25 protein-coding genes are annotated in these 24,858 nt (G+C 43.6%); 24 read left to right on the top strand and 1 reads right to left on the bottom strand.

Annotated features, from left to right (window positions below; translation table 11 throughout):
* The first annotated feature begins 45 nt into the window (after positions 1–45).
* The 4 genes from acpP to ftsY all read left to right on the top strand — a co-directional run bounded on the left by acpP (position 46) and on the right by ftsY (position 5,838).
* The gene (gene acpP / locus NST16_RS09395; protein ID WP_003154310.1) at positions 46–279 is read left to right on the top strand and encodes an acyl carrier protein; all 234 of its coding nucleotides are present in this window, start codon (positions 46–48) and stop codon (positions 277–279) included.
* 139 nt (positions 280–418) lie between these two features.
* Positions 419–1,168 (top strand): ribonuclease III, encoded by a 750-nt coding sequence (rncS, locus tag NST16_RS09390; protein ID WP_010334220.1) that lies wholly within the window; start codon positions 419–421, stop codon positions 1,166–1,168.
* 100 nt (positions 1,169–1,268) lie between these two features.
* The gene (gene smc / locus NST16_RS09385; RefSeq protein ID WP_340885963.1) at positions 1,269–4,829 is read left to right on the top strand and encodes a chromosome segregation protein SMC; all 3,561 of its coding nucleotides are present in this window, start codon (positions 1,269–1,271) and stop codon (positions 4,827–4,829) included.
* A 19-nt stretch (positions 4,830–4,848) separates the two neighbouring features.
* Positions 4,849–5,838: a signal recognition particle-docking protein FtsY gene (gene ftsY / locus NST16_RS09380; RefSeq protein WP_044155917.1), complete on the top strand. Its 990-nt coding sequence runs from the start codon at positions 4,849–4,851 to the stop codon at positions 5,836–5,838.
* Positions 5,839–5,897: 59 nt separating this feature from the next.
* Here the strand turns inward: ftsY and NST16_RS09375 are convergent, their stop codons facing one another.
* The gene (locus NST16_RS09375; protein ID WP_010334223.1) at positions 5,898–6,383 is read right to left on the bottom strand and encodes an Ig-like domain-containing protein; all 486 of its coding nucleotides are present in this window, start codon (positions 6,381–6,383) and stop codon (positions 5,898–5,900) included.
* A 178-nt stretch (positions 6,384–6,561) separates the two neighbouring features.
* On the opposite strand from NST16_RS09375, the gene NST16_RS09370 reads away from it, so the two are divergent.
* The 20 genes from NST16_RS09370 to hslU all read left to right on the top strand — a co-directional run bounded on the left by NST16_RS09370 (position 6,562) and on the right by hslU (position 24,823).
* Entirely contained in the window at positions 6,562–6,894 is a 333-nt protein-coding gene (locus tag NST16_RS09370; RefSeq protein WP_003238590.1) for a putative DNA-binding protein, read from the top strand.
* 13 nt (positions 6,895–6,907) lie between these two features.
* On the top strand, positions 6,908–8,248 hold the full coding sequence (ffh, locus tag NST16_RS09365) for a signal recognition particle protein (RefSeq protein WP_340885952.1): 1,341 nt from the start codon (positions 6,908–6,910) through the stop codon (positions 8,246–8,248).
* 105 nt (positions 8,249–8,353) lie between these two features.
* Entirely contained in the window at positions 8,354–8,626 is a 273-nt protein-coding gene (rpsP, locus tag NST16_RS09360; protein WP_003220815.1) for a 30S ribosomal protein S16, read from the top strand.
* Complete coding sequence (locus NST16_RS09355; RefSeq protein ID WP_024121381.1) at positions 8,626–8,871, top strand: KH domain-containing protein; 246 nt, start codon at positions 8,626–8,628, stop codon at positions 8,869–8,871. The genes rpsP and NST16_RS09355 overlap by 1 nt, the downstream gene beginning before the upstream one ends.
* A 121-nt stretch (positions 8,872–8,992) precedes the next feature.
* Positions 8,993–9,379, top strand: coding sequence for a YlqD family protein (locus NST16_RS09350; RefSeq protein WP_229150061.1), 387 nt, complete (start codon positions 8,993–8,995; stop codon positions 9,377–9,379).
* Between the two features lie 4 nt (positions 9,380–9,383).
* A complete protein-coding gene (rimM, locus tag NST16_RS09345) occupies positions 9,384–9,908 on the top strand; it encodes a ribosome maturation factor RimM (protein WP_010334227.1) in 525 nt (174 codons plus the stop codon).
* On the top strand, positions 9,905–10,636 hold the full coding sequence (gene trmD, locus NST16_RS09340; RefSeq protein WP_010334228.1) for a tRNA (guanosine(37)-N1)-methyltransferase TrmD: 732 nt from the start codon (positions 9,905–9,907) through the stop codon (positions 10,634–10,636). The genes rimM and trmD overlap by 4 nt, the downstream gene beginning before the upstream one ends.
* 139 nt (positions 10,637–10,775) lie before the next feature.
* Entirely contained in the window at positions 10,776–11,123 is a 348-nt protein-coding gene (rplS, locus tag NST16_RS09335; RefSeq protein WP_010334229.1) for a 50S ribosomal protein L19, read from the top strand.
* Positions 11,124–11,267: 144 nt separating this feature from the next.
* A complete protein-coding gene (gene ylqF / locus NST16_RS09330) occupies positions 11,268–12,116 on the top strand; it encodes a ribosome biogenesis GTPase YlqF (protein ID WP_010334231.1) in 849 nt (282 codons plus the stop codon).
* Between the two features lie 70 nt (positions 12,117–12,186).
* The gene (locus NST16_RS09325; protein ID WP_268446197.1) at positions 12,187–12,954 is read left to right on the top strand and encodes a ribonuclease HII; all 768 of its coding nucleotides are present in this window, start codon (positions 12,187–12,189) and stop codon (positions 12,952–12,954) included.
* Positions 12,955–12,983: 29 nt separating this feature from the next.
* Positions 12,984–14,714, top strand: a complete 1,731-nt coding sequence (locus NST16_RS09320; protein ID WP_340885937.1) for a hypothetical protein — start codon at positions 12,984–12,986, stop codon at positions 14,712–14,714.
* The gene (locus tag NST16_RS09315; protein WP_010334234.1) at positions 14,711–14,992 is read left to right on the top strand and encodes a FlhB-like flagellar biosynthesis protein; all 282 of its coding nucleotides are present in this window, start codon (positions 14,711–14,713) and stop codon (positions 14,990–14,992) included. Before NST16_RS09320 ends, NST16_RS09315 begins: the two co-directional genes overlap by 4 nt.
* Before the next feature lie 173 nt (positions 14,993–15,165).
* A complete protein-coding gene (gene sucC / locus NST16_RS09310; protein ID WP_010334235.1) occupies positions 15,166–16,323 on the top strand; it encodes an ADP-forming succinate--CoA ligase subunit beta in 1,158 nt (385 codons plus the stop codon).
* A gap of 28 nt (positions 16,324–16,351) precedes the next feature.
* Positions 16,352–17,254: a succinate--CoA ligase subunit alpha gene (gene sucD / locus NST16_RS09305; protein WP_010334236.1), complete on the top strand. Its 903-nt coding sequence runs from the start codon at positions 16,352–16,354 to the stop codon at positions 17,252–17,254.
* A 60-nt stretch (positions 17,255–17,314) separates the two neighbouring features.
* Entirely contained in the window at positions 17,315–18,214 is a 900-nt protein-coding gene (gene dprA, locus NST16_RS09300; RefSeq protein WP_340885932.1) for a DNA-processing protein DprA, read from the top strand.
* A gap of 190 nt (positions 18,215–18,404) precedes the next feature.
* Positions 18,405–20,480, top strand: a complete 2,076-nt coding sequence (topA, locus tag NST16_RS09295) for a type I DNA topoisomerase (RefSeq protein WP_029441257.1) — start codon at positions 18,405–18,407, stop codon at positions 20,478–20,480.
* A 75-nt stretch (positions 20,481–20,555) separates the two neighbouring features.
* The gene (gene trmFO, locus NST16_RS09290; RefSeq protein ID WP_010334239.1) at positions 20,556–21,863 is read left to right on the top strand and encodes an FADH(2)-oxidizing methylenetetrahydrofolate--tRNA-(uracil(54)-C(5))-methyltransferase TrmFO; all 1,308 of its coding nucleotides are present in this window, start codon (positions 20,556–20,558) and stop codon (positions 21,861–21,863) included.
* A gap of 67 nt (positions 21,864–21,930) precedes the next feature.
* Entirely contained in the window at positions 21,931–22,845 is a 915-nt protein-coding gene (gene xerC, locus NST16_RS09285; protein WP_010334240.1) for a tyrosine recombinase XerC, read from the top strand.
* 12 nt (positions 22,846–22,857) lie between these two features.
* A complete protein-coding gene (clpQ, locus tag NST16_RS09280; RefSeq protein WP_010334241.1) occupies positions 22,858–23,403 on the top strand; it encodes an ATP-dependent protease subunit ClpQ in 546 nt (181 codons plus the stop codon).
* A 16-nt stretch (positions 23,404–23,419) separates the two neighbouring features.
* A complete protein-coding gene (hslU, locus tag NST16_RS09275) occupies positions 23,420–24,823 on the top strand; it encodes an HslU--HslV peptidase ATPase subunit (protein ID WP_029441258.1) in 1,404 nt (467 codons plus the stop codon).
* Positions 24,824–24,858 lie beyond the last annotated feature (35 nt).

Genomic DNA, 24,858 nt, shown 5'->3' with positions numbered 1-24,858 from the left:
TTTAAAAACGAATCCACTATAATACTTGAGGGGAGGTGAATTGCTATGGCAGATACATTAGAGCGTGTAACGAAAATCATCGTAGATCGCCTTGGCGTTGATGAAGCAGACGTCAAACTTGAAGCTTCTTTCAAGGAAGACTTAGGTGCTGATTCCCTAGATGTAGTTGAGCTTGTTATGGAACTTGAAGACGAGTTTGATATGGAAATTTCTGACGAAGATGCTGAAAAGATTGCAACAGTCGGCGACGCTGTGAACTACATACAAAACCAGCAATAAGCTGATGCTAAAAGTCCCGCCGAAACGCGGGGCTTTAGCCCTTTATTCGTGCAGTTATTACAGCATGCCGCTTTTACGCGCGCTGTATCCGGTTTAGTCAGAGAAGCGCGGTGAACCTGATGTGCCTATGGAGGTTACTATGTCAAAACACTCACATTACAAAGATAAGAAAAAGTTCTATAAAAAAATAGAACAATTTAAAGAGTTTCAAGAACGGATCTCGGTTCACTTTCAAAATGAAAAGCTTTTGTATCAAGCATTTACACATTCATCTTATGTGAATGAGCATCGGAAAAAGCCGTATGAAGATAATGAAAGGCTTGAATTTTTAGGTGACGCTGTTTTGGAACTGACGATCTCCAGATTCTTATTTGCCAAGTATCCGGCTATGAGTGAAGGAGATTTGACGAAATTGAGAGCCGCGATTGTATGCGAACCGTCTCTCGTTTCATTGGCTCACGAACTGTCATTCGGCGATCTTGTCCTATTGGGGAAAGGCGAGGAAATGACAGGCGGCAGAAAACGTCCTGCGCTTTTGGCGGATGTCTTCGAAGCATTTATCGGAGCCTTGTATCTTGACCAGGGATTAGAGCCGGTCGAAAGTTTCTTAAAAGTCTATGTGTTCCCTAAAATAAACGATGGTGCTTTTTCTCATGTGATGGATTTTAAAAGCCAGCTGCAGGAATACGTGCAGCGTGACGGCAAAGGCTCGCTGGAGTATAAAATATCCAACGAAAAAGGACCTGCCCATAACCGTGAATTCGAAGCCATCGTATCTCTAAAAGGTGAACCACTCGGAGTCGGAAACGGCCGTTCAAAGAAAGAAGCCGAACAGCACGCTGCTCAGGAAGCTCTAGCTAAATTGCAAAAACACCATACGAAACAATAAAATCCCCCTAAGCTATAAGGGGGATTTCAGTATGTTTGCCGTCTTATTTCATCCATGTTTATGATAAAATTGAAATACTTATTACATAAGGAGGATCGCTATGTTCCTCAAACGTTTAGACGTTATAGGATTTAAATCATTTGCAGAACGGATTTCCGTTGATTTTGTAAAAGGCGTCACTGCGGTTGTCGGCCCGAACGGAAGCGGAAAAAGCAATATCACAGACGCTATTCGCTGGGTTCTTGGAGAACAATCAGCACGTTCCCTTCGCGGCGGAAAAATGGAAGATATTATTTTTGCCGGCAGTGATTCGAGAAAACGGTTAAATCTTGCCGAAGTTACGCTTACGCTTGATAATGACGATCATTTTTTGCCGATTGACTTCCACGAGGTCAGTGTCACAAGGCGTGTGTACAGATCTGGCGAGAGTGAATTCTTAATTAACAATCAGCCGTGCCGCTTAAAAGATATTATTGATTTATTTATGGACTCAGGACTTGGAAAAGAAGCATTTTCGATTATCAGCCAAGGGAAAGTGGAAGAAATCCTGAGTAGCAAAGCGGAGGACCGCCGCAGTATCTTTGAAGAAGCAGCCGGGGTGCTCAAATACAAAACGAGAAAGAAAAAAGCAGAAACCAAGCTGTTTGAAACCCAGGATAATTTAAATCGGGTAGAAGATATTTTACATGAGCTGGAAGGTCAGGTTGAACCTCTTAAAATACAGGCCTCAATCGCGAAAGACTACCTGGAGAAAAAGAAAGAGCTTGAGCACGTTGAAATTGCGCTGACCGCTTATGATATTGAAGAACTGCACGCCAAATGGTCAAGCCTTCAGGAGAAAGTGCAAGCCGCAAAGGAAGAAGAGCTTGCTGAATCGTCTGCTATTTCTGCAAAAGAAGCGAAAATCGAAGATGCGCGCGACAAAATTCAAGCGCTCGATGAATCAGTGAACGAGCTCCAGCAAGTCTTGCTTGTGACAAGTGAGGAGCTTGAAAAGCTGGAGGGGCGCAAAGAAGTACTGAAAGAACGCAAAAAAAACGCTGTGCAAAACCGCGAACAGCTTGAAGAAGCCATCGTACAGTTTCAGCAAAAAGAAGCTGTGCTGAAAGAAGATCTTGCGAAGCAGGAAGCTGTCTTTGAAGCGCTTCAGACAGAAGTCAGAGATTTAAAAGCACAGGTGAAGGAAAAGCAGCAGGCTCTCAGTCTTCACAATGAAAATGTCGAAGAGAAAATTGAGCAGCTGAAAAGCGATTACTTTGAGCTGTTAAACAGCCAGGCGTCGATTCGAAATGAGCTCCAGCTGCTCGATGACCAGATGTCCCAATCAGCAGTTATCCAACAGAGGCTGGCTGATAATAATGAAAAGCATCTGCAGGAACGGCGCGATATTTCCGCCCAAAAAGCTGCATGTGAAACCGAGTTTGCCCGCATAGAGCAGGAGATTCACAGCCAAGTCGGCGCGTATCGAGAAATGCAGGTTAAATACGAACAGAAAAAGCGTCAGTATGAGAAAAATGAATCTGCTCTTTACCAAGCATACCAATACGTCCAGCAGGCGAGGTCGAAAAAAGACATGCTTGAGACAATGCAGGGAGATTTCTCCGGCTTTTATCAGGGTGTTAAAGAGGTGCTGAAAGCGAAAGAGCGGCTTGGCGGAATTCGCGGGGCTGTCCTTGAGCTGATGTCAACAGAACAAAAGTATGAAACGGCTATTGAAATAGCACTCGGAGCTTCAGCACAGCATGTTGTGACCGATGATGAACAGTCCGCCCGTAAAGCAATTCAATATTTGAAACAGAATTCGTTCGGCCGGGCGACATTTCTGCCGCTTTCTGTCATCAAAGACCGTCAGCTTCAAAGCAGGGACGTGGCAACTGCGAAGCAGCATCCGTCATTTCTCGGGGTTGCCAGTGATCTTGTCACATTTGATCCCGCGTATCGCCGTATCATTCAAAACCTGCTCGGCACCGTTTTGATTACAGAGCATTTAAAAGGCGCAAACGAGCTTGCGAAGCTGCTTGGGCACCGGTACCGAATCGTAACTCTCGAGGGCGATGTCGTAAATCCTGGAGGTTCAATGACGGGGGGCGCCGTTAAAAAGAAAAACAACTCCCTGTTAGGAAGAAGCCGGGAACTTGAGGATGTCACCCAGCGGCTGGCTGAGATGGAAGAAAAAACAGCGCAGCTTGAACAAGAGGTCAAAACCCTTAAGCAATCCATTCAGGAGATGGAGAAAAAACTGGCTGATTTAAGAGAGGCTGGGGAAGGCTTAAGAGTGAAGCAGCAGGATGTGAAAGGCCAGCTGTATGAGCTTCAAGTTGCTGAGAAGAATATCAATACTCACTTAGAGCTCTATGATCAAGAAAAATCAGCTCTGTCAGATAGCGATCGAGAGAAGAAAGCGCGCAAACGCGAGCTGGAAGAAAAGCTTTCTTCCGTATCTGAAAGAATGAAACAGCTTGAAGAGGATATTGAAAGACTGACAAAACAAAAACAGACACAGTCCTCTACAAAAGAGTCTCTCTCCAATGAGCTGACTGAGCTGAAGATCGCAGCAGCGAAAAAAGAGCAAGCATGTCAGAGCGAAGAGGACAACCTCGCTAGATTAAAGAAAGAGCTCCAAGAAACAGGGCTTGCTTTAAAAGAGGCGAAAGAGGACCTAAGCTTCTTAACGTCAGAAATGTCATCAAGCACAAGCGGCGAAGAAAAACTGGAAGAGGCCGCAAAACATAAATTAAATGACAAAACAAAAACAATTGAATTGATTGCGTTAAGGCGCGACCAGAGGATCAAACTTCAGCAGGGGCTTGATACGTATGAGCGCGAGCTGAAAGAAATGAAGCGCCTGTATAAACAAAAAACAACGCTCTTAAAAGACGAAGAAGTAAAACTAGGCCGAATGGAAGTCGAGCTTGATAATTTGCTGCAATACTTGCGGGAAGAATACAGCTTGTCCTTTGAGGGGGCCAAAGAGAAATACCAGCTTGAAACAGATCCTGAGGAAGCAAGAAAGCGCGTGAAGCTGATTAAACTCGCAATAGAAGAGCTTGGGACGGTAAACCTCGGAAGCATAGATGAGTTTGAGAGGGTTAACGAACGCTATCAATTCTTGTCAGAGCAAAAAGAAGATTTAACAGAAGCAAAAAATACCCTGTTTCAAGTGATTGAGGAAATGGACGAAGAGATGACGAAACGCTTTAACGACACATTCGTCCAAATCCGCTCACACTTTGATCAAGTCTTCCGCTCCTTATTCGGAGGAGGGCGAGCGGAATTAAGGCTTACCGATCCGAATGATCTGCTGCATTCCGGAGTAGAAATTATCGCGCAGCCGCCGGGAAAAAAACTGCAAAACTTAAACCTTTTGTCTGGCGGAGAGCGTGCGCTTACTGCTATTGCGCTCTTATTCTCAATTTTAAAGGTGCGCCCTGTGCCGTTTTGTGTTCTTGACGAGGTAGAAGCAGCACTTGACGAAGCAAATGTGTTCCGGTTTGCGCAGTATTTGAAAAAATACAGCGCCGATACCCAGTTTATTGTGATTACCCACAGAAAAGGCACTATGGAGGAAGCCGATGTGCTTTACGGCGTGACAATGCCGGAATCAGGTGTTTCTAAGGTCATCTCAGTGAAGCTGGAAGAGACAAAAGAATTCGTTCAGTAACGAGGAAAGAGGTTATAAGATGAGTTTTTTTAAAAAATTAAAAGAGAAAATCACAAAGCAGACAGATTCCGTATCTGAAAAGTTTAAGGACGGCCTTGAAAAAACGAGAAACTCCTTTCAAAATAAAGTGAATGATCTCGTGTCCCGTTACCGTAAAATTGATGAGGACTTCTTCGAAGAGCTTGAAGAGGTTCTGATCAGTGCTGATGTCGGTTTTACAACGGTTATGGAGCTGATAGACGAGCTCAAAAAAGAAGTGAAGCGCAGAAATATTCAAGATCCGCAGGAAGTGCAGTCTGTTATTTCTGAAAAGCTGGTGGAAATTTATAACAGCGGAGACGAACAAATATCTGAGCTGAACATTCAGGAAGGGCGTTTAAATGTCATTCTTCTAGTCGGCGTAAATGGAGTCGGCAAAACGACAACGATCGGAAAGCTTGCTCATAAACTAAAGCAAGAAGGAAAGTCTGTTGTACTTGCTGCCGGAGACACTTTCAGAGCAGGAGCGATTGAACAGCTTGAAGTATGGGGAGAACGTACTGGTGTGCCTGTCATTAAACAGGCGGCCGGCAGCGATCCTGCGGCTGTCATCTATGATGCTGTTCACGCTGCCAAAGCGAGAGAAGCTGATGTGTTAATTTGTGATACGGCAGGGCGTCTTCAAAACAAGGTAAACCTGATGAAGGAGCTCGAAAAGGTGAAGCGTGTTATCGAAAGAGAAGTGCCGGAAGCGCCTCATGAGGTGCTGCTCGCCCTTGATGCCACGACTGGCCAAAACGCAATGGCGCAGGCGAAGGAGTTCTCGAAAGCAACAAACGTAACAGGAATTGCTTTAACAAAACTTGACGGCACTGCAAAAGGCGGTATTGTCCTTGCGATTCGCAACGAGCTTCATATCCCGGTTAAATTAGTCGGATTAGGAGAAAAAGTTGATGATCTTCAGGAGTTTGACGCTGAATCTTACGTATACGGCCTCTTTTCAGATTTAGTGGAAAAAGCGGAGGATTAATATTTTTGGGTTCACCGATTATAGACAGACAGCCCCCAAAACCCTGGGGGCTGTTATTGTTATCGTCTCACTTGATAGGCGAAATGATAAAGGCTGTTATCAGTGGATAGCAATCTCGCATCACCGGAATAAACCCTGAGTGGGATGATGTCGTAGTAATGAACGGAAACAGATGTGTAATACGTATAGTAGCCAGCAGCAGGTCCTAAATACATTGGAACGTCAAACTTTCCGTTTTCATCGGTTGTTCCTGCAGCTGTCTTTGTTGTATTCCCGACTTTCGTATCTGCTTCGAAGCTGACTGGTGTGTTTGGCACTGGCACTCCATTTTCGTCGAGCAATGTACCGCTTATCGTAATATTGTACTTAACTCGCCAAAATTGACCCTGTCCGTAATTGATTTTGCCGTACACGCCTCCGTCCGTGCTAATATTTGAGATGGAGGCCTTATAAGGGACTCCGGCCGCAGCTGCTTGCTGGGCGGGAAAAATAAATGGTAACACGGCAGCCAAGCATAACATAAACAATAAACCGATTTTTTTCATGTGAAATCCTCCTTTTAAATATGGTTCATATAAAATATCGGAATAAATTGGATGTTGTTTAGTTAATATTGGAAAAAGTTATCATTCCTTTGACAAGATAAAAACTTGACACTCACATTAAAACCATGTAAACTAAGTTATCGTAAAGGGATTTGACTTAACAAAGGGGAGAGCTCATATGTCGCTCGAAAAGACAACGAGAATGAATTATCTGTTTGATTTTTATCAGTCGTTGTTGACGTCTAAACAGAAGAGCTATATGTCTCTTTATTATTTGGACGATTTCTCCCTTGGCGAAATAGCCGAAGAATATGAGGTTTCAAGACAAGCTGTTTATGATAACATCAAACGAACAGAAGCGATGCTTGAACAATATGAAGAAAAGCTGCTCCTTTTGAAAAAGTTTCAGGAGCGTAAAGAGATGTTTAATAAGCTGAAGGAGCTTGCTTCCGGTTCTAAAGAAGAGGAAGAAATTACAGCTCTGATTGAAGCGCTTGAGAAATTAGATTAGGAGGCGGCAAACTATGGCATTTGAAGGATTAGCCGACCGACTGCAGCAGACGATTTCTAAAATCCGCGGAAAAGGGAAAGTCAGCGAACAAGATGTAAAAGAAATGATGCGTGAGGTTCGTCTTGCGCTGCTTGAGGCTGACGTTAACTTTAAAGTAGTAAAGGATTTTGTGAAAAAAGTAAGTGAACGGGCTGTAGGCCAAGACGTCATGAAAAGCCTGACGCCCGGCCAACAGGTCATTAAAGTCGTTAAAGAGGAACTGACAGAGCTGATGGGCGGCGAAGAAAGCAAAATTGCCGTCTCGAAGCGGCCGCCAACTGTTATTATGATGGTTGGTCTCCAGGGTGCCGGTAAAACGACAACAAGTGGTAAACTTGCAAATCTTCTGCGCAAAAAGCACAATCGCAAACCGATGCTGGTTGCTGCCGATATTTACCGTCCTGCTGCAATTAAGCAGCTGGAAACGCTCGGCAAGCAGCTCGACATGCCTGTTTTTTCCCTTGGTGATCAGGTCAGCCCTGTAGAAATAGCCAAGCAGGCTATTGAAAAAGCCAAGGAAGAACACTATGATTATGTCATTTTGGACACAGCAGGCCGTTTGCATATCGACCATGAGCTTATGGATGAACTGACCCAAGTGAAAGAAATCGCGAATCCGGAAGAAATCTTTCTGGTTGTCGATTCAATGACCGGGCAGGATGCCGTGAATGTAGCCAAAAGCTTTAACGAACAGCTCGGTTTAACCGGTGTTGTGTTAACAAAGCTTGATGGAGACACGCGCGGCGGTGCTGCACTTTCCATTCGTGCGGTGACAAACACGCCGATTAAATTCGCCGGTTTAGGCGAAAAGCTTGATGCATTAGAGGCTTTCCATCCTGAACGCATGGCATCAAGGATTCTCGGCATGGGTGACGTGTTAACATTGATTGAAAAAGCTCAGGCAACCGTCGATGAAGACAAGGCCAAAGAGCTGGAACAAAAAATGAGAACAATGAGCTTCACATTGGACGATTTTCTCGAGCAGCTCGGGCAGGTCAGAAACATGGGACCTCTGGATGAGCTTCTGCAAATGATGCCGGGTGCAGGTAAGATGAAAGGCTTGAAAAATATTCAAGTTGATGAAAAGCAGCTGAATCATGTGGAAGCGATCATTAAATCGATGACTGTTCTTGAAAAAGAACAGCCGGATATCATTAATGCCAGCCGGCGCAAGCGGATTGCAAAAGGAAGCGGGACGTCCGTACAGGAAGTCAACCGTCTGCTTAAGCAGTTTGACGAAATGAAAAAAATGATGAAGCAAATGACAAACATGTCAAAAGGAAAGAAAAAAGGATTTAAGTTACCTTTTATGTAATCGGTTATACATGATAAAACCGTTGTTAAGAAAAAACACTTTACAAACACTTTTATCATTGTTAATATACTATCTTGTTGAAATATTTTCGGAGGTGCTAGTAAAATGGCAGTAAAAATTCGTTTAAAACGTATGGGAGCAAAAAAATCTCCTTTCTATCGTATTGTTGTAGCAGATTCTCGTTCACCGCGTGACGGCCGTTTCATCGAAACAGTCGGCACTTACAACCCGGTTGCAAAACCAGCGGAAGTAAAAATCGATGAAGAGCTTGCTCTTAAATGGCTTCAAACTGGAGCGAAACCATCTGATACAGTTCGCAACTTGTTCTCTAGCCAAGGAATCATGGAAAAATTCCACAACGCTAAACAAGGCAAGTAATGACTGATCAACACTTGGAAGATTTGATTGTCACGATTGTGACACCGCTTGTTGATCATCCAGATGACATTCGGGTCATAAGAGAAGAAACCGATCAAAAGATTGCGCTGCGCTTATCTGTTCACAAGTCAGATACCGGTAAAGTTATCGGGAAGCAAGGCCGGACTGCAAAAGCGATTCGAACAGCTGTATTTGCAGCTGGCGCACAGTCTTCTAAGAAAGTTCAATTTGAAATATTTGACTAAAAGGGAGAGGGCCGGCACCTCCCCTTTTTTTACACGCAAAAAACGGGTAAACTGATAGAAGATAAGACAAGATAGAAACGTCTGGTCTTGAAAAAGTTTTAAAAGCAGGGAGCTTGGTGCGATGCAAATTATTCACCGTGTAGCCGTTATGCAAGTCTTAACCGAGCACAGCAAAGAAAAGCTGTTATCTACTTTCACAGATAAGAAACAAATGCTTGAACGAGAATGCAGCCAGCTCTATTTTCAGCTTAGAAAACATGAAAAAGAACAGCAGAACCCAGATGTGATTGAACAATTTAAAAAGGCAATAGAAAAACGAAAAGATAATATGAAAATGATCGATTTTCAAATTACCCAAGTACATACATTACCGCTTGGCAGTGAAATGAAAGAAAAGGAAATCGATGCGCTGCTGACCATTAAAGTCGGGGATGACTGGCATGAGAAAACAGCAGCAAACACCATCGTCATAAAAGACGGAACAGTAATTGAAATTCGCCAGAGGTGATCATATGACAAAGCGATGGTTTAATGTCGGTAAAATTGTAAATACCCACGGAATTAAAGGCGAGGTGCGGGTCATTTCAAAAACGGATTTTGCCGAAGAACGGTACAAGCCGGGCAACACGCTGTATTTGTTTATGGACGGACGCCAAGAACCGATAGAGGTAACGGTAAACACGTACAGGCTGCATAAGCAATTTCATCTGCTGCAGTTTAAAGAAAGACAAAGCCTGAATGAAGTAGAGGAACTGAAAAACGCCATCATCAAAGTTCCGGAAGAGGATTTGGGTGAGTTGAATGAGGGAGAATTTTATTTCCACGAAATTATCGGCTGTGAAGTTTTTACTGAAGAAGGCGAACTGATCGGAAAGGTGAAAGAAATTTTAACACCGGGAGCCAATGATGTATGGGTAATCGAGCGTAAAGGTAAAAAAGACGCGCTGATCCCTTACATTGAATCAGTCGTCAAACAGATTGATGTCAGCGAAAAGAAAATTGAGATTCAACTCATGGAAGGATTAATAGACGAATGAAAATCGATTTTTTGACGCTGTTTCCTGACATGTTTGAAGGGGTGCTCGGTTCATCCATTCTTCAAAAAGCCCAAGAAAAAGAAGCAGTGCAGTTCCAGATCGTCAATTTCCGGGAGTATTCTGATAACAAGCATAATACAGTAGATGATTATCCTTACGGAGGCGGAGCAGGTATGGTGCTGAAGCCTCAGCCTGTTTTTGACGCGGTTGAGGACCTGACCTCAAAAGCAGACAGTCCGCCGCGCGTTATCCTCGTCTGCCCGCAAGGTGAGCGTTTCACTCAAAAAAAAGCCGAGGAATTGGCAAAGGAAGAGCATTTGCTGTTTATCTGCGGCCATTATGAAGGCTATGATGAGCGAATCCGTGAGCATTTGGTGACCGATGAAATATCAATTGGCGACTTCGTTCTGACAGGCGGTGAGCTGCCTGCGATGATGATTGCTGACAGTGTTGTCAGGCTGCTTCCGGGAGTGCTTGGCAAAGAGGCTTCCCACATAGAGGATTCGTTCAGTACGGGGCTCTTGGAGCATCCGCATTATACAAGACCGGCAGATTATAAAGGTTTAAAAGTGCCTGAAACACTTCTATCAGGAAACCATGCTAAAATCAAAGAATGGCGGAATAAAGAATCGATCAGAAGAACCTATTTAAGACGCCCGGATCTCCTGAAAGACTATCCGCTTACAGAGCAAGAAAGAAAATGGATTTCTGAATGGGAAAAAGAATAGATTTTATTGCATAGGCTATGAAATTGTGATAAGATACTACTTGTGGCTTGAGCGGGCTTATCCGTTGAAAGCTTGAAAACGATGTTCCGCTGTGCCGGGTTTTGTGGCCAAGAGCATCTGTTGGAAGGAGTTGAAAACGATGCAAAAACTAATTGAAGATATCACAAAAGAACAGCTTCGTACTGATCTTCCTACGTTCCGTCCTGGTGACACTTTACGTGTACACGTAAAAGTTGTTGAGGGTAACCGTGAGCGTATCCAGATTTTTGAAGGTGTTGTGATTAAGCGTCGTGGTGGTGGAATCAGCGAAACGTTCACAGTTCGTAAGATTTCTTACGGTGTTGGCGTTGAACGTACTTTCCCTGTACACACACCAAAAATCGCGAAAATCGAAGTTGTACGTTACGGTAAAGTACGCCGTGCTAAGCTTTACTACCTACGTGAACTTCGCGGAAAAGCGGCTCGTATTAAAGAAATCAGACGATAATGATAACGAACGAAAAGAGCTTGTTACCAGTAACAAGCTCTTTTTTTATATAGAATTTGAAAATGCCGGTCAGGCATCGTAAAATACATAAAGAACAACTAAGAATCTTGCACACTCAGAAGATAAAGGCGGTGTTCGTGTCACATGACAATCCAGTGGTTCCCTGGCCATATGGCAAAGGCAAGACGGGAAGTAACCGAAAAATTAAAATTAATCGATATCGTATATGAATTGGTAGATGCCAGAATTCCGATGTCCTCAAGAAACCCAATGATTGAAGACATCTTAAAAAATAAGCCGAGGATTATGCTGTTAAATAAAGCTGACAAAGCAGATGCGGCAGTTACACAGCAGTGGAAAGAGCACTTTGAGAACCAAGGAATCCGCTCTCTGTCCATTAATTCTGTAAACGGCCAAGGATTAAATCAAATCGTTCCGGCTTCAAAAGATATCCTGCAGGAGAAATTTGACCGGATGAGGGCAAAAGGTGTGAAGCCAAGGGCGATCCGGGCGCTGATCATCGGCATTCCGAACGTCGGGAAATCAACGCTTATCAACCGGCTGGCAAAGAAAAATATTGCGAAAACCGGAGACAGACCGGGTATCACAACATCTCAGCAATGGGTCAAAGTCGGAAAAGAATTAGAGCTTTTAGACACTCCGGGGATTCTATGGCCTAAATTTGAGGACGAGCTTGTCGGGTTGAGGCTGGCAGTCACGGGGGCTATTAAAGACTCGATTATCAATCTACAGGATGTAGCCGTGTTTGGCCTCCGTTTTCTCGAAGAACATTATCCTGAACGGCTTAAAGAGCGCTACGGGCTCGATGAGATACCCGAAGACATCGCGGAGCTGTTTGATGCGATAGGTGAAAAACGCGGCTGCCTCATGAGCGGGGGGCTTATTAACTACGATAAAACGACTGAAGTGATTATTCGTGATATCCGCACAGAAAAGTTCGGGAGGCTGTCATTCGAACAGCCGACGATGTAAAGACCCGCAGAAATGCGGGTCTTTATTTTTTCCTGACCCGACCGATACATACAGTAAGGGAGAAGAGAAAGTGAATACATTAACCGTAAAAGACATTAGAGACCGTCTGCAAGGGGTAAAAGATGACCAGGACCCATTTCTTGTCCAGTGTGAAAATGATCCGAGAAAAAGCGTACAAGCGCTTGTAGAGCAATGGCTGAAAAAGCATGCGAAGGAAAAAGCGCTAAAAGAACAGTGGATGAATATGACCTCCTATGAAAGGCTTGCGAGAAACAAGGGGTTTCGTTTTATTGCAGGAGTAGACGAAGTAGGCCGGGGCCCATTGGCAGGACCGGTTGTCGCCAGCGCAGTCATCCTTCCTGAGGAATGCGAAATACTTGGACTCACAGACTCAAAAAAGCTTACAGAAAAGAAGCGTGAGGAATATTACGATCTCATTATGAAAGAAGCTGTGGCAGTCGGTATAGGAATTGTAGAAGCAGCTGTTATTGATGAGATCAATATTTATGAAGCCTCAAAATTGGCAATGGTCGAAGCAATCCGCGATTTGTCCGATACACCCGATTATTTGCTCGTTGACGCGATGACACTGCCGCTCGATACGTCTCAGTCTTCAATTATAAAAGGCGATGCCAAAAGCGTGTCTATCGCTGCAGGTGCGTGTATTGCGAAAGTGACGAGGGACCGGATGATGAGCGCATATGCAGAAAAGTATCCGCAGTACGGCTTTGAAAAAAATAAAGGCTATGGAACAAAAGAGCATCTTGAAGCGCTCGCAGCCTACGGACCGACCGATTTGCACCGGAAAACTTTCGCTCCTGTTCAATCTTACAGATAATCTAATGAACAAGGAGGCACCTTTTTGAAATGAACATACGAAATGATGTACAGCAGACGCTCAAAAACCTTTTTGGTAACACTGCAGCTTCGCGGGAAACATCACAAACAACCGACGAATCAAATGCCGTAAAGCGTCTCCTTTTAGGAAAAGTACTTCGTTTATTAGGGGACCAGCATGCACTGATCCAAGTAGGGAATCAAACGATTCAAGGCAAACTTGAAACCCAGCTTCGTCCTCAGGCGTATTACTGGTTTTCCTACGAAAAAAAACCAGCGGAACAGACAGGCCGTCTCCAGGTCGTTCAAAGCTTTGATCAAAATCCCAAAACAATTCAGGATGCAGCGGGCAAGCTTCTGAACGCTATTTCAGTGAAGCCGTCAAACACCTCCCTTATGATGGCAGGCGCAATGCTGAAAAGCAAAACACCCATCACAGAAAATGATATCAAAACAGCTGTCCGCTGGATGGACACGCTGCCTGCGTCAGACACAAAAAAAGCCATTGAAACAGTTTTATTTGCCTTAAAGCGGGATCTCCCCGTTCATCCCGATGTTTTGAGCGGAGTTCATGCTGTCAAATCGCCTGTACCGCTCCATCAGCACTTATCTCAGCTGATTCAGGCTATTCATGAAAATCCTAAGCCGAGCCAGGCGCTGACAAAGCTAAGAGAAGCCGTTACAGCACTATTTAATAGCGAAACAGATGTCCATGCAGAACGTCTTATCGAGAAGCTTTTCTCGTTAACGGATCATACCAGATCTGCCTCTTCAGTCAGTACTGCCGGAAACCGGGAGCTTAGCGCAGCAGACGGCTCCGCAGGAAAGGCAAACTGGGCACCTGTAAACCCGCAGGAGCAGCAGCGAAACATACGAGACGGTGCTGCTAAAACTGTCTCAGACATTCCAATGAAAGAAGCAGGAAGGCTGCTGGCCAAACTGACGGAAGCTGCGGATAAAAACGGCAATTCAATCGTAAAAGAAGCAGCGAATTGGATAAAGGCTGTTGTTTCCTCTAGTCAAAATAAGCCCGAGGCAGCAGCTTCTGTTTTGCAGGCCGCACGAGTCACGGATCAAGAAGCCGATGTATTTTTAAAGGCTGTTCAGCAGACAGCTCCTAATTTAACGGATAAGGCAGATGTTCTTTCCTTTTTATCCAAAGTAAAAATGGCAATAGGCGCGCGAGATGAGCTTGCATTTATTAAAGCGTTTGAACAAGGCACCGCAGTGCTGCCTGATGATATTCAATCAGTCAAGATGGCTCTGCATGCCGCCAGAGCGTCACATGAGTTAGCGGAACCTGTCAAACAGGAAGCGGATCAGCTCTTTCATAAATTGAACGGTCAGCTTCTCATGCAGCAGGATCATCCTTCATACAGCCAAATTGTGATGTCATTTCCGATGTTTTCAAAATCGGGGGTTCAGGACATGACTGTTCTGTTTAAAGGAAAAAAAGAAGCGGATGGAAAGCTCGATCCTTCCCATTGCCGGCTCCTGTTTTTACTGCAATTGGATACGTTAAAAGAAACGGTTGTTGACTGCCTGATACAGCAGCAAGTCATGACGATTACAATTGAGACGGATTTTGAGCTTCAGCCTGCCATCGATCCAATGGTGCCCACCCTCAAGCAATCGCTCAAAGAAATGGGCTACAGTCTTTCAGGAGTTAACGCTAAAAAGCGCCTTCGATCTGATGAAATGGCTACAATTGATCAATACATAACAAGCATCAGTGATCAGGAAGTGGATGTGAAAATATGAACGAGCAAACGCCTTTAAGGAAAGCCGTAGCTCTCCATTATGATGAAAAAAAAGACAAGGCGCCAAGAGTAATTGCAACCGGAAAGGGCTATGTTGCTGACAACATTATCAAAGAAGCTAAAAAGGCGGGGGTCCCGATCCAAGAAGATCGGACCCTTGTCGAATTAATGCGCCATTTGACTGTGGATGACCAGATCCCGGAAGCTCTTTATGAAACGGTAGCCGAGATTTTTTCTTTCATTTACAGATTGGACGAAAGTGTAAAAAATAAAAAATAGCCGAAATATTCCCCATTCTCCGCTTGAAATTTATGTTTTTAATAAAATAAAAGTTTGAATGTTTAGAAGGATTTTAAGATTTTGCATCGAACTCTAGACAATTCTTCCAGTATTATATAGAATGAAAGCGCAGTCTATTTTTAGTTTTGTTACATAAGTTAGGAGGATGGGAAATGAATATCCATGAGTACCAGGGAAAAGAAGTCCTCAGAAAATATGGGGTATCTGTTCCTGAAGGTAAAGTGGCTTTTACAGCAGAAGAAGCAGTTGAAAAAGCAAAGAGCTTATCCAGCTCGGTTTATGTCGTAAAGGCTCAAATTCATGCTGGCGGTCGAGGCAAAGCTGGTGGGGTAAAAATAGCAAAATCATTAGAAGAAGTAAGAGCGTATGCCGAAGAACTTTTAGGTAAGACCCTCGTTACGCATCAGACGGGTCCGGACGGACAAGTAATAAAACGCTTACTTATTGAAGAAGGCTGCGATATTAAAAAGGAATACTATGTGGGATTAGTGCTTGACCGTGCCACTTCAAGAATTGTTCTGATGGCCTCTGAAGAAGGCGGAACAGAAATTGAAGAAGTAGCAGAGAAAACACCGGAAAAAATCAAAAAGGCTGTCATTGATCCGGCTGTTGGCCTCCAAGGCTATCAAGCCAGAGAAATTGCATTCGCTATTAATATTCCAAAAGAGCTTGTTGGGAAAGCTGCTAAATTTATGCTTGGACTATACAAAGCGTTTGTGGAGAAAGACTGCTCAATTGCCGAAATCAACCCTCTCGTTGTAACAGGAGACGGGAATGTGATGGCGCTTGATGCGAAATTAAATTTTGACAGCAACGCATTATACAGACAAAAAGATATTATGGAATATAGAGATTTGGACGAAGAAGATCCAAAAGAAATTGAAGCGTCTAAATACGATCTGAGCTACATTTCCCTTGATGGAAATATCGGCTGCATGGTAAACGGCGCAGGGCTTGCGATGTCCACGATGGATATCATTAAACATTATGGAGGAGAGCCGGCCAACTTCCTTGATGTGGGGGGCGGCGCAACCGCAGAAAAAGTCACGGAAGCATTTAAAATCATTCTTTCTGACCAAAATGTTAAAGGGATTTTCGTCAACATTTTCGGCGGCATTATGAAATGTGATGTCATCGCAGAAGGGGTTGTTGAAGCGACAAGACAAGTCGGTTTAACATTGCCGCTTGTCGTCCGTCTTGAAGGAACAAACGTGGATCTAGGGAAGAAAATCCTTAGTGAATCAGGATTAAATATTACATCTGCGGAATCCATGGCTGACGGCGCGCAGAAAATCGTATCTTTAGTATAGGAAAGAATGAAAGGCAGGGGACCAAATAATGAGTGTTTTTATCAATAAAGATACAAGAGTTATTGTACAAGGGATTACAGGTTCTACCGCTTTATTCCATACGAAGCAGATGCTTGAATACGGCACAAATATCGTGGGCGGTGTGACACCTGGAAAAGGCGGAACAGAAGTGGAAGGGGTACCTGTATTTAATACAGTGGCTGATGCAGTTCATACGACTGGCGCAAATGCGTCTGTTATCTACGTTCCGGCACCTTTTGCGGCTGATGCTATTATGGAAGCGGTAGATGCGGAGCTTGATCTGGTCATTTGCATCACAGAGCATATCCCGGTTCTAGACATGGTAAAAGTGAAACGCTTCATGGAAGGCAAGAAAACGAGATTAATAGGACCGAACTGCCCTGGCGTCATCACGCCTGAAGAATGTAAAATCGGCATTATGCCCGGATATATCCATAAAAAGGGTCATGTAGGCGTTGTATCGCGTTCAGGAACATTAACATACGAAGCAGTGCATCAGCTGTCAGAAGCGGGTGTAGGGCAGTCTACAGCCGTTGGGATCGGCGGCGATCCTGTAAATGGAACCAACTTCATTGACGTTTTAAAAGCGTTTAATGAAGATCCTGATACACACGCTGTCATCATGATCGGTGAAATCGGCGGTACAGCTGAAGAGGAAGCTGCTGAGTGGGTAAAAGCCAACATGACAAAACCGGTAGTCGGATTCATTGGCGGTAAAACAGCACCTCCAGGGAAGCGCATGGGACATGCAGGTGCCATCATTTCCGGCGGAAAAGGCACTGCTGATGAAAAAATCAAAACACTTAACGAATGCGGAATCGAAGTTGCAGAGACACCTTCTGTCATGGGTGAAACATTAATTAAAGTGTTGAAAGAGAAGAATTTATTTGAAACGTGCAAAACACATTAATAGAGAAGGAACAGCCATCTTGGCTGTTCCTGCTTTTGCTGTCAAAAGGAGGTCCTCATATTGGATCAGGCCGCTGCCTGTTTAATCACTTGCAGAATCAATCAATTATTATCCCCTTCTCTTCTATTAAAATGGTGGAAAGCTGATCCGTCAATGTCACTGTCAAATCCTTCATGCGCATTAGAAACCGCTTCACATGGCAAAGTAAAGACTGCGGCATTAAAAAATAAAATAGAAGAACAATATCCCAAACTTCAGCATTTACTCTCTGTATACCATCAGCAAGGCATTGAAGTCATCCCAATATCCTCAGATCAATATCCATTCTGGCTGAAAACCATTTATGATCCGCCTCCTGTGCTGTTTGCAAAAGGTGATATATCCCTTCTTTCTCAAGGGCGTAAAATAGGAATTGTAGGTACGCGGCATCCGACAGACTATGGAATCCAGGTTGTCAATCATCTTACAATAGAGCTTTGCCATAAAAAGTGGGTGATTGTCAGCGGGCTGGCGTCTGGGATTGACGGATTGTCCCATGCGGCAAGTATTAAGGCGAAGGGGCGGACAATCGGAGTCATCGCAGGCGGATTTCAGAACATTTATCCTCGAGAAAATCTTCAATTAGCAGAACACATGGCTAAACACCATCTTCTTCTGTCAGAGCATCCACCTGAAACCAAACCCCAAAAATGGTATTTCCCTATGAGAAACCGTATTATCAGCGGGTTAAGTGAGGGCATTATTGTTGTGCAGGGCAAAGAGAAAAGCGGTTCTTTGATTACCGCATACCAAGCGCTGGAACAAGGGAGAGAAGTATTTGCCGTACCTGGTTCTGTATTTGATCCTTACGCCGGAGGTCCTATAAAATTGATCCAAGAGGGGGCTAAAGCCATATGGTCAGCAGAGGATATTTATGCAGAGCTTCCTGAGAGAAACGTTCAATATACGGAACCCTTTTGAATTATCGTTTGACAAATAGCATTGTAATATTTAATAATAGTGAGGATTTAAAGTTGCATATTGTTTTCTATTTAAATAATGACGTTCATCATAAAGAATGAAATGTTGAAAGCCAAATAAAGACAGCTGCAAATATAAAATAAAATTTGAAATACTTGAAGAGAGAGAACACCTCTTGAGGGGGATGAAAATGTCTGATTATCTAGTCATCGTGGAATCGCCCGCTAAGGCGAAAACGATTGAACGTTACTTAGGTAAAAAATATAAAGTGAAAGCATCAATGGGACATGTCCGGGATCTTCCAAAAAGTCAAATGGGAGTTGACATAGAACAAAATTTCGAACCAAAATATATAACCATTCGAGGTAAAGGTCCGGTATTAAAAGAGCTGAAAACGGCTGCCAAAAAAGCGAAAAAAGTTTATCTCGCAGCCGACCCCGACAGAGAAGGGGAAGCAATTGCATGGCACTTGGCTCACAGCCTTGACCTGGATCTTAATTCAGACTGCCGTGTTGTGTTTAACGAAATTACGAAAGACGCAATTAAAGAATCATTTAAGCATCCCCGCATGATCAATATGGATTTGGTGGATGCACAGCAGGCGAGACGTATATTAGACAGGCTCGTAGGATATAAAATCAGCCCAATTCTTTGGAAAAAAGTTAAAAAAGGGCTCAGCGCTGGCCGTGTTCAATCTGTTGCCCTCCGTTTAATTATTGATCGTGAAAAGGAAATTAACGACTTTAAGCCAGAGGAATATTGGACAATAGACGGCACGTTCTTAAAAGGACAGGAGACGTTTGAAGCGAGCTTTTTCGGTAAAAACGGAAAAAAACTTCCTTTAAAGAGCGAAGCGGATGTAAAAGACATACTTTCTCAGCTCAAAGGCAATAAGTATACAGTTGAAAAAGTAACTAAAAAGGAACGGAAACGCAATCCGGCCTTGCCTTTTACAACTTCAACCCTTCAGCAGGAAGCAGCGCGCAAGCTCAATTTCAGAGCGAAGAAAACGATGATGATTGCGCAGCAATTATATGAAGGAATTGATCTAGGAAAAGAAGGAACTGTCGGTCTGATCACGTATATGAGAACGGATTCAACCCGTATTTCCAATACAGCAGTTGATGAAGCGGCAGCGTTTATTGATCAAACGTACGGAAAAGAGTACTTAGGCGGCAAAAGAAAGCCCGCTAAAAAGAATGAAAATGCTCAGGATGCTCACGAAGCGATCCGCCCGACGTCGGTTCTCAGAAAACCAAGCGAATTAAAAGCAGTCCTTGGCAGAGATCAACTGAGACTGTATAAATTAATTTGGGAGCGTTTTGTTGCCAGCCAAATGGCATCTGCTGTGTTAGATACAATGAGTGTTGATTTGACAAACAACGGTTTGACTTTTCGTGCAAACGGAAGTAAGGTCAAGTTTTCCGGGTTTATGAAAGTGTATGTTGAAGGCAAAGACGATCAATTGGAAGAAAAAGACCGGATGCTGCCTGACCTGCAAGAGGGAGACACTGTTTTATCTAAGGATATAGAACCGGAACAGCATTTTACCCAGCCGCCTCCGCGCTATACTGAGGCCCGATTGGTTAAAACGCTTGAAGAACTAGGTATCGGCCGTCCTTCCACTTATGCTCCGACGCTTGATACGATTCAGCGGCGCGGGTACGTTGGTCTGGATAATAAACGGTTTGTTCCCACAGAATTAGGGCAGATCGTGCTTGAGTTGATCATGGAATTTTTCCCTGAAATCATTAACGTTGAGTTTACGGCAAAAATGGAAAAAGACCTTGATAATGTTGAGGAAGGCAATATAGAATGGGTACAGATTATTGATAACTTCTATACCGATTTTGAAAAGCGCGTGAAAAAAGCCGAATCAGAAATGAAGGAAGTTGAAATTGAGCCTGAATATGCCGGAGAAGATTGTGAATTGTGCAGTTCTCCTATGGTGTATAAAATGGGCCGATACGGTAAATTCCTAGCTTGCTCCAATTTCCCCGATTGCCGGAATACAAAGCCGATTGTCAAACAAATTGGTGTGAAGTGCCCGAGCTGCGGAGAAGGAAATATTGTTGAGCGAAAATCGAAAAAGAAACGGATTTTTTACGGCTGTGACCGTTATCCGGACTGTGAATTCGTTTCCTGGGACAAACCAATTGAACGAAAATGTCCGAAATGCGGAAAAATGCTTGTTGAGAAAAAACTCAAAAAAGGCATACAAGTCCAATGCGTGGAATGCGATTATAAGGAAGAACCACAGAAGTAGCGGTGAGCAGGGTCTTGCTCACCTTCTTTGTGTGTTAAAAGAAGACAATGAATAATAAACTAGGAGATGTGAAAGATGAACCAACAAACAGTGAATGTAATCGGAGCCGGACTTGCAGGCAGTGAAGCGGCATGGCAGCTTGCCAAACGGGGGATTCAAGTCAGATTATATGAAATGCGCCCAGTCAAACAGACGCCTGCCCATCATACTGATAAATTTGCAGAACTGGTATGCAGCAACTCTTTACGCTCCAATACACTTGCTAACGCTGTAGGTGTATTAAAAGAAGAAATGCGTGCGCTTGATTCAGCAATTATCGCTGCGGCTGACGAATGCTCAGTGCCTGCCGGCGGCGCACTCGCGGTAGACCGGCACGAATTTGCGGCAAGTGTGACAAACCGGGTGAAAAACCATCCCAACGTTACTGTTATTAATGAAGAAGTAACAGAAATACCGGAAGGACCAACAATTATCGCAACTGGTCCGTTAACTTCAGAATCATTGTCTGCACAGTTAAAAGAGCTTACTGGAGAAGACTATTTATACTTCTATGATGCAGCGGCGCCTATCGTAGAGAAAGACAGCCTTGATATGGATAAAGTGTATTTGAAGTCCCGTTATGACAAAGGAGAAGCGGCTTATCTAAACTGCCCGATGACAGAAGAAGAGTTTGACCGATTTCATGAAGCTTTGACTTCGGCGGAAACTGTGCCGTTAAAAGAATTTGAAAAAGAGATTTTCTTTGAAGGCTGCATGCCGATTGAAGTAATGGCAAAACGAGGAAAGAAAACAATGCTTTTCGGACCGATGAAGCCAGTGGGATTAGAGCATCCTGTTACCGGAAAACGTCCATATGCAGTCGTTCAGCTTAGACAGGATGATGCGGCGGGAACTCTCTATAATATTGTAGGATTCCAAACTCATTTAAAATGGGGAGACCAAAAGGAAGTCCTCAAATTGATTCCCGGACTTGAAAATGTGGAAATCGTCAGATACGGCGTTATGCACAGAAATACATTCATTAATTCTCCAAGCTTGTTAAAGCCGACTTACCAATTTAAAAAACGGAACGATTTGTTCTTCGCAGGACAAATGACGGGAGTAGAAGGATATGTGGAATCTGCTGCTTCTGGACTTGTAGCAGGTATTAATGCGGCTAAACTTGTTTTAGGAGAAGAGCTTGTCACTTTTCCTCAGGAAACAGCAATAGGCAGTATGGCTCACTATATTACAACAACAAACCAGAAGAACTTCCAGCCGATGAACGCAAACTTTGGGCTTTTAAAAGAATTGCCTGTTAAAATTAAAAATAAAAAAGAGCGTAATGAACAGTACGCAAATCGGGCGATCGAGACAATTCAAACAATTTCGAAAACAATTTAGGTATTGATTGCAACTTGAACGCGATTTGTGATACCATTTAAAAGCCCTTCCTGGGGAGGTATTTGGCATGGAGAATGTTAAGAATTTCGTAAACTTATTCGTTGAATATTTACAAATTGAAAAAAATTATTCACAATATACTATTGTGAATTATGTGGATTCAATTGAAGAATTCGAGACTTTCCTGCGTGTTCAAGGTATAAATGGATTTGAAGAAGCTGCATATCAAGATACTAGAATTTTTTTGACGGAAGCCTATGAAAAGGGTTTATCAAGAAGAACAATCAGTAAAAAAATTTCTGCATTGAGAAGTTTTTACAAATTTCTGATGCGGGAAAAGCTTGTTGATGATAATCCGTTCCAGCTTGTTCATCTGCCGAAACAAGAGAAACGGATACCGAAGTTTCTATATCAAAAAGAGCTTGAGGAACTGTTTGAAGTTTCAGATATAAGCCAGCCGACCGGCATGAGGGATCAAGCGCTATTAGAGCTTCTCTATGCCACCGGAATGAGGGTCAGTGAATGCTCTTCCATAACGGTTCATGATCTTGATTTATTTATGGACACTGTGCTTGTTCACGGGAAAGGCAAGAAGCAGCGTTATATCCCTTTTGGGTCTTACGCCCGCGAAGCGTTGAAGTTATATATGAATAGCGGAAGACAGTGCTTGCTGAAAAAAGCAAAAGAACCTCATGATCTATTATTCGTGAATCAAAGAGGCGGACCGCTTACAGCCCGAGGCATTAGGCACATTTTAAGCGGGCTTGTCAAAAAAGCGTCCGGCACTTTACATATCCATCCGCATATGCTTCGACATACGTTCGCCACTCATCTGTTAAACGAAGGAGCAGATTTGAGGAGCGTTCAAGAACTGCTCGGGCATTCCAATCTGTCTTCGACACAGATATACACGCACGTTTCGAAGGAAATGCTGAGAAACACATATATGTCTCACCATCCAAGAGCTTTTAAGAAAAATTAAAGGAGGCCCTTTATGTCATCTTTTCATGCGACCACAATCTTTGCAGTACAGCATCAGGGACGAAGCGCAATGTCCGGAGACGGTCAAGTTACATTTGGTCAGGCTGTTGTAATGAAACATACTGCGAGAAAAGTAAGAAAACTGTTTAACGGCAAGGTTCTCGCAGGATTTGCGGGATCTGTTGCAGACGCTTTCACTCTATTCGAAAAGTTCGAAGCGAAACTTGAAGAATATAACGGCAACTTAAAACGGGCTGCTGTTGAGCTTGCAAAGGAATGGCGAAGCGACAAAGTGCTTAGAAAGCTTGAAGCCATGCTGATCGTTATGAATCAAGATACCTTGCTTCTCGTATCGGGAACTGGTGAGGTTATCGAACCGGATGACGGCATTCTGGCAATTGGATCAGGCGGCAACTACGCTTTGGCAGCCGGAAGAGCGCTGAAAAAGCATGCCGGTGACAGCATGACTGCAAGTGAGATTGCTAGAGCTGCGCTGGAAACAGCGGGCGAAATTTGTGTATACACGAACGATCAAATCATACTGGAAGAGCTTGAATAGAAAGGACTTGAGGCGCATGGAAAAAACACCGTTAACACCAAGACAGATTGTAGATCGGTTAGACCAATACATCGTCGGTCAGCAAGACGCGAAAAAAGCTGTCGCCGTGGCATTAAGAAACCGCTATAGAAGAAGTCTTCTGGATGAAAAGCTGAAAGACGAGGTCGTTCCGAAAAACATTTTAATGATGGGGCCTACCGGGGTAGGGAAAACTGAAATTGCCAGACGAATCGCTAAGCTTTCAGGTGCGCCATTTATCAAAATTGAAGCAACAAAATTTACAGAAGTCGGCTATGTAGGCAGAGACGTTGAATCAATGGTCAGAGACCTTGTGGAAACTTCTGTACGTCTTATAAAAGAAGAAAAAATCAACGAAGTGAAGGAGCAGGCTGAAGAAAATGCAAACAAACGCATTGTGCGCCTGTTAGTCCCAGGGAAGAAAAAACAATCAGGCGTTAAAAACCCGTTTGAAATGTTTTTTGGCGGCAGCCAGCCAAACGGTGAAGACGAAACGGAAAGCCAGGAAGAAGCAAACATTGAAGAAAAAAGAAAACGCATGGCTCATCAGCTGGCATTAGGAGAGCTGGAGGACCACTATGTTACTGTAGAAGTTGAAGAGCAGCAGCCTTCTATGTTTGACATGCTGCAGGGCTCGGGTATGGAGCAGATGGGCATGAATATGCAGGATGCACTGAGCGGATTGATGCCAAAGAAAAAGAAACGCCGTAAAATGACAGTCAGAGAAGCCAGAAAAGTCTTGACGAATGAAGAAGCAAGCAAACTCATTGATATGGATGAAGTCAGCCAGGAAGCTGTCCATAGGGCAGAAGAGAGCGGAATTATCTTTATCGACGAGATTGATAAAATTGCAAAAAACGGTGGCGCGTCATCTTCAGCTGATGTATCAAGAGAAGGTGTTCAGCGTGATATTCTCCCAATCGTTGAGGGTTCTACCGTTGTCACTAAATACGGTTCAGTTAAAACAGACCATGTATTGTTTATCGCAGCGGGAGCATTTCATATGGCCAAACCGTCTGATCTGATTCCTGAACTGCAAGGGCGTTTTCCAATTCGTGTAGAACTGAGCAAACTGACGGTTGACGATTTCGTGAGAATCTTAGTTGAACCCGATAACGCGCTCTTAAAACAATATCAGGCATTATTACAGACAGAAGGTATATCTCTTGAATTTTCTGACGAAGCTATTCATAAGATTGCTGAAGTCGCCTATCATGTGAATCAGGAAACAGATAATATCGGTGCGAGACGCCTTCATACAATACTCGAACGTCTGTTAGAAGATCTTTCTTTTGAAGCCCCGGATGTAACAATGGAGAAAATAACGATTACACCGCAGTATGTGGAAGAAAAGCTCGGAACGATAGCTAAAAACAAAGATTTAAGTCAATTTATATTGTGAAAATTTAATAAGAGGAATGTTTAGGAGGATCATTT

The organism is Bacillus sp. FSL K6-1005 (assembly GCF_038000225.1).
GTDB lineage: Bacteria > Bacillota > Bacilli > Bacillales > Bacillaceae > Bacillus > Bacillus mojavensis.
This window is presented reverse-complemented; position numbering and strand designations above follow the sequence as displayed.